6 protein-coding genes are annotated in these 5,218 nt (G+C 76.8%); 2 read left to right on the forward strand and 4 right to left on the reverse strand.

What is annotated here, in order from left to right; translation table 11 throughout:
* Both ACTUAL_RS10820 and ACTUAL_RS10825 read right to left on the reverse strand, forming a co-directional pair.
* Positions 1–600, reverse strand: a 600-nt coding sequence (locus ACTUAL_RS10820; protein ID WP_440900155.1) for a thioesterase family protein, incomplete at its 3' end; no start/stop codon positions are given.
* 84 nt (positions 601–684) lie between these two features.
* Positions 685–1,554, reverse strand: a complete 870-nt coding sequence (locus ACTUAL_RS10825; RefSeq protein ID WP_096497729.1) for a RecB family exonuclease — start codon at positions 1,552–1,554, stop codon at positions 685–687.
* Between the two features lie 84 nt (positions 1,555–1,638).
* Here ACTUAL_RS10825 and ACTUAL_RS10830 point away from each other — a divergent pair, with 84 nt between their 5' ends.
* Positions 1,639–2,769: a site-2 protease family protein gene (locus ACTUAL_RS10830; RefSeq protein WP_440900156.1), complete on the forward strand. Its 1,131-nt coding sequence runs from the start codon at positions 1,639–1,641 to the stop codon at positions 2,767–2,769.
* Here the strand turns inward: ACTUAL_RS10830 and ACTUAL_RS10835 are convergent.
* Both ACTUAL_RS10835 and ACTUAL_RS10840 read right to left on the reverse strand, forming a co-directional pair.
* Positions 2,766–3,392, reverse strand: a complete 627-nt coding sequence (locus ACTUAL_RS10835) for a response regulator (RefSeq protein WP_096497730.1) — start codon at positions 3,390–3,392, stop codon at positions 2,766–2,768. The genes ACTUAL_RS10830 and ACTUAL_RS10835 overlap by 4 nt on opposite strands.
* A 74-nt stretch (positions 3,393–3,466) precedes the next feature.
* Complete coding sequence (locus ACTUAL_RS10840) at positions 3,467–4,579, reverse strand: sensor histidine kinase (protein WP_440900157.1); 1,113 nt, start codon at positions 4,577–4,579, stop codon at positions 3,467–3,469.
* A gap of 109 nt (positions 4,580–4,688) precedes the next feature.
* Here ACTUAL_RS10840 and ACTUAL_RS10845 point away from each other — a divergent pair.
* On the forward strand, positions 4,689–5,218 hold a 530-nt coding region (locus ACTUAL_RS10845; RefSeq protein ID WP_440900158.1), incomplete at its 3' end, for a hypothetical protein.

Below are 5,218 nucleotides of genomic sequence, written 5' to 3' on the forward strand. Positions count from 1 at the left end.
GTTGATCGCGTACCACCGCCGGATGTCCAGCCGCGCCGACACCCCGCTCGCCGAGTCCGCCACGGTGAACAGCCGCTGCACCGCGCTCGCCTCCTCGCCCGCCACCACCGGGACGCGCGGGCGGGCCCACACGACCGCGTCACCGGGGGTCGCGAGCCCGCCGCTGACCGACCGCCACTCCATCGCCTCCAGGTACCCGCACGTCCAGTCGCCGGGCACCGAGAACTCCGCGCACGCGGACGGCGGCGGCAGCAGCGCGGGCTGCCCCGAGGCCACCGACGCGGTCTCACCGGGGGCGACCCGCCACGCCGACGCCCGCAGCACCTCCCGGCCCTCGTGCGCCAGCACCGCCGCCAGCAGCTCCACCGACCGGCCCGGCCGCACCACCGAGGCCGACACCACCAGCTCCGCCACCGGCACCGGCCCGAGCACGTCGAACGCCACCCGCGACAGCACCCCCGAACCGGGCAGCCGCTCCAGCTCCCGCACCAGCAGCGCGGACGGCGGCCCCAGGTGCTGGCTGTCGGCCGACCACGGCCCCGCGGTGCGCCTGGTCGCCGCGTACCGGTCCCCGCCCAGCGGCGCGTAGAACGCCACCACCCCGAACACCCCTCCCGACGAGCCCGTCCGACCCCAGCCCCAGCAGCCCCGGTCCTAGTCGACCCGGTCCTAGTCGACCCGGTTCTAGTCGACCCGGTCCGCCGCGCGCTCCGCCACCGCCCCCGGCTCCGGCCAGCCCGGATACGGCGGCGGCGTCCCGTCGAACGCCGGGCACAGCGCCTTGTGGTCGCAGTAGTCGCACAGCCTGCTCGGGTTCGGCCGGAAGTCGCCGGTGCGCCCGGCGCGCAGGATCGCCTCCCAGATCGCCTCCAGGGTCCGCTCGAACCTCGCCAGCTCGCCCTCGTCCGGCGAGTACGCCAGCGCCTGCCGGTCCGCCAGGTACATCAGCCGCAGCTGCCGGGGCACCACCCCGCGCTGCCGCCACAGCACCAGCGCGTAGAACTTCATCTGGAACAGCGCCTTGCCCTCGACGTGCTCGCGCGGCGCCGCGCCGGTCTTGTAGTCGACCACCCGGATCTCCCCGGTGGGCGCCACGTCGACCCGGTCCACGTACCCGCGCAGCAGCACCCCGGACGGCAGCTCCCACTCGACCAGCAGCTCCCGCGACTCCGGGTCGAACCGGCGCGGGTCCTCCAGCCCGAAGTAGCCCTCCAGCAGCTCGCGGGCCGACGTCAGCCAGTCCGCCTGCTCCTCGTCCTGGTCCGCGCCGAACAGCTCCGCGAACTCGGGCCGCTCCTCGCGCACCCGCGCCCAGGCGGGCTCCACCAGCTCCCGAGCCCGCTCCGGCACCCGCTCGGCGGCGGGCAGCGCGAACAGGTCCTCCAGCACGGCGTGCACGACCGTGCCCCTGACCTGGGCCTTCGTCGGCTTCTCGGGGAGCCGGTCGACCGCGCGGAAGCGGTAGAGCAGCGGGCACTGCTTGAAGTCGCCCGCGCGGGAGGGCGACAGGGCCGGCCTGCGCACGGGGCGATCGGATGTGGTGGGCGCTGCCATGCGGAGCACAGTAGGCCACCCCACCGACACTCCCGCCCGCCCGGCACACCCCGACGTGACACGACCGCGCCTACGCTGCCCACGATGGCGACTGCGGAGGGCTGGCGGGCGAGGGCGGGCCGGGAGGGCGGTCTGCCGCTGTTCCGCGCCGCGGGCATCCCGGTGCTGCTGGCCCCCTCGTGGTGGCTGGGCTCGGCGGTCATCGTCGTGCTGTACGCGCCGCTCGCGAGCCGGATCAGCCCGGACGCGGGCGGCTTCACCGGCCTGGCGCTCGCCGCCGCGTTCGCCCTGTTCCTCGGCCTGTCCGTGCTGGCCCACGAGCTGGGCCACAGCCTGGTGGCGCTGCGCCTCGGCCTGCCGGTGCGCAGGCTGCGGCTGTTCCTGCTGGGCGGGGTCTCCGAGGTGGCCAGGGCCCCCGGCACCCCGCGCCACGAGGGCCTGGTGGCGGCGGCGGGACCGCTGGTGTCCGTGCTGCTCGCGGGCGTGTTCGCACTCGGCGCCCACGCCATCCCGACCACCGACGCGGTGTGGCTGCTGGTCGCGCAGACCGCGTTCGCCAACGCCGCCGTCGCCGTGTTCAACCTCCTGCCCGGCCTGCCGCTGGACGGCGGGCGCATCCTGCGCGCGGGCGTCTGGGCCCTCACCGGCAAGCGCGCCACCGGCACCAGGGCCGCCGTCGTCGGCGGCGGGCTGGTCGCCGCGCTCCTGGTGGTCTGGGCGGTGCTGGGGCTGCTCGACGGCGCGCCGGACCGCTGGCTGCGCTTCGGCGTGTGCCTGCTCACGGCCTGGTTCGTGGTCGCGGGCGCGCGCGGCGAGTCGGCCGCCGAGCGGGCCAGGGCCTGGCCGGAGGGGCTCACCCTGCAGCAGCTCGTGCGCCCGGTGCTCCAGCTGCCCGCCGAGAGCCCGGTGTCCGGCGCGCTGTCGGCCGCCGCCGGGCGCGGGGTGGTGCTGGTGCGCGCCGACGGGGTCGCCGCCGGGCTGCTGGACCGGACCCTGGCCGAGCGCCTGGCGGGCACGTCCCCGCACGCGCCCGCCGAGCAGGCCGCCGTGCCGATCCGGCCGGAGACCGTGCTGCTCGCCGACGAGGCCGGGGACGACGTGGTCGAGCGGGTCCGGTCGACCGCGGCGCGCGAGTACCTGGTGGTCGACCTGGAGGGCAGGCCCGCCGGGGTGCTGCGCCGCGAGGACCTCACGGCCGCGCTGGAGAGCCGCTAGCCGTCCCCCAGGTCCGCGTCCTGCGCCAGCAGCGCGGCCTGCACCCGCGAGCGCAGGTCCAGCTTCATCAGCACCCGCGACACGTGCGTCTTCACCGTCGTCTCGCCGATCCGCAGGCGCGTGCCGATCTGCGCGTTCGACAGGCCCTCGCCCAGGCAGCGCAGCACGTCGACCTCCCGCTCGGTCAGCGCCCCCAGGTCGGGCTTGGCGCGGGCGGCGGGCCCGGCCGCGAACTCCCGCATCACCCGCCTGGTCACCGAGGGCGCCAGCACCCCGTCACCGGCCGCCACCCGCCGCACCGCGTCCACCAGCGCCGGGGCCTCCACCGACTTGAGCAGGAACCCGGCCGCGCCCGCGCGCAGCGCCCCGCGCACGTACTCGTCCAGGTCGAACGTGGTCAGCACCAGCACCTCGCACACCCCGGCCAGCCGCCGGGTCGCCTCGATGCCGTCCACCCCCGGCATCCGCACGTCCATCAGCACCACGTCCGGCCGCAGCTCGCGGGCCATCCGCACGGCCGCCTCCCCGTCACCCGCCTCGCCGACGACCCGCACGCCCGGCGCGCCGCCCAGGATCATCACCAGGCCCGCCCGCACCGCCGCGTGGTCGTCGGCCACCAGCACCTCGACGACCCCGCTCGCCGCGACCCCGCTCGCCGAGTCCCCGCTCGCCGAGTCCCCGGTCACCGAGTCCCCGGTCACAGCGGCAGCTCCGCCCGCACGACCCACAGCCCGTCCTCCACCCCGGCCCGGAACCGCCCGCCCACCGCGTGCGCCCGCTCGGCCATGCCCACCAACCCCGTCCCGCTGCCCGGCGCCCGCCCGGCGCGCCCCTCGTCCCGCACCTCGTTGCCGACCTCCAGCACCACCCGCGCCGCCTGCCGCTCCACCCGCAGCGACACCCGCCCACCGCGCGCCCCGTGCTTGAGCGCGTTCGTCAGCGACTCCTGCGCGATCCGGTACCCGGCCACGTCCACCGCCGCCGGGACCCCGCTCACGTCGTCCACCCGCAGCCGCACGTCCAGCCCGGACGCCTCCACCAGCCGCCCCACCTCGCCCAGCCGCGCCGACACCGCCTCGTCCACCTCGCCGTCGGCCCGCAGCACGTCGATCATCGTGCGCATCTCCGCCAGCGCCCCCACGCTGCCCTCCCGCACCGCCCGCAGCACCGACCGCACCCGCTCCCGGTCGTCGTCCGGCAGGGTCAGCACCGCCTCGGACTGGATCGCGATCGCCGACAGGTGCCCGGCGACCACGTCGTGCAGGTCGCGGGCCATCCGGGCGCGCTCGGCGGTCACCGCCGCCCGCCGGTCCAGCTCGGCGATCCGGGCCAGCTGGCGCTCGTTCTGCCGGTGCTGGCGGATGTTCGAGCCCCACCACACCGGGACGACCGCCATCGAGAACGCCTGCACCGCCACCAGCAGCGCCAGCCTCGGCTCCCCGGTCAGCAGCGACGCCCCCACGGTCAGGCCGACGCACAGCAGCCCGATCCCGGTCACCAGCCCCCGGTAGAGCCTCGGCCCGGCCGAGATCGCCGTGCTGAACAGCACGTCGATCCCCACCACCAGCACCACGCTGCTGTGCCCGAGCGCCATGTCCGCGGCCACCGCGGGACCGGCCAGCGCCAGCGCGAGACCGGGCCGCGCGGTCCGGAACAGCTGGCCCGCGCAGGCGGTCACCAGCAGCAGCACCCGCACCCACGTCGGCGCGGCCTGGTCAGGGCCCCACAGCCGGTCGAAGTCGATCCAGAACAGCAGGAGCCCGGCGCTCAGGGCCGTCGCGACCACGGCGAGATCGGTGCGGGACGGCACCGGCCCATCCCACCACACCGGCGCGGCCCGGCACGTCCTACGAACTGATGACCACCGGTGGCACCGATCGCCGACGCGCGCAGGCGCGCGCCGGGCCAGGCTGGTCGCCGTGGAACCCCTGGTCCTGGTCATCGTGGCCTGCGAGGTCGGCTTCTGGGTCGTGCTCGCCGCCGGTCTGCTGCTGCGCTACGCCTTCGGGCTGCGCCGCGCGGGCGCCGTCCTGCTCGCCTGCGTCCCGCTGGTGGACCTGGTGCTGCTCGCCACCGCCGTCCTCGACCTGGCGCGCGGCGGCCAGGCGACCGGCGCGCACGGCCTCGCCGCCCTCTACCTCGGCGTGAGCGTCGCGTTCGGGCACTCGATGCTGCGCTGGGCCGACCAGCGGTTCGCGCACTGGTTCGCGGGCGGACCGCCCCCGGTCACGCCGCCGAAGGACGGTCCGGAGCGCGCGGCTCACGAGTGGCGGGAGTGGGGCAGGGCGGTGCTCGCGGGCGTCATCGCCGCCGCCGTCATCGGGCTGCTCGCCCTGGTCGCGGGTGGCCTGGACCGGGTCGCGCCGCTGCTGGACTCGCTGCGGCTGGTCGCGCTGGTGTGCGGGGTGTGGCTGGTCACCGGGCCGGTCTGGTGCTCCGCCAAGCTGCT

The organism is Actinosynnema sp. (assembly GCF_052038725.1).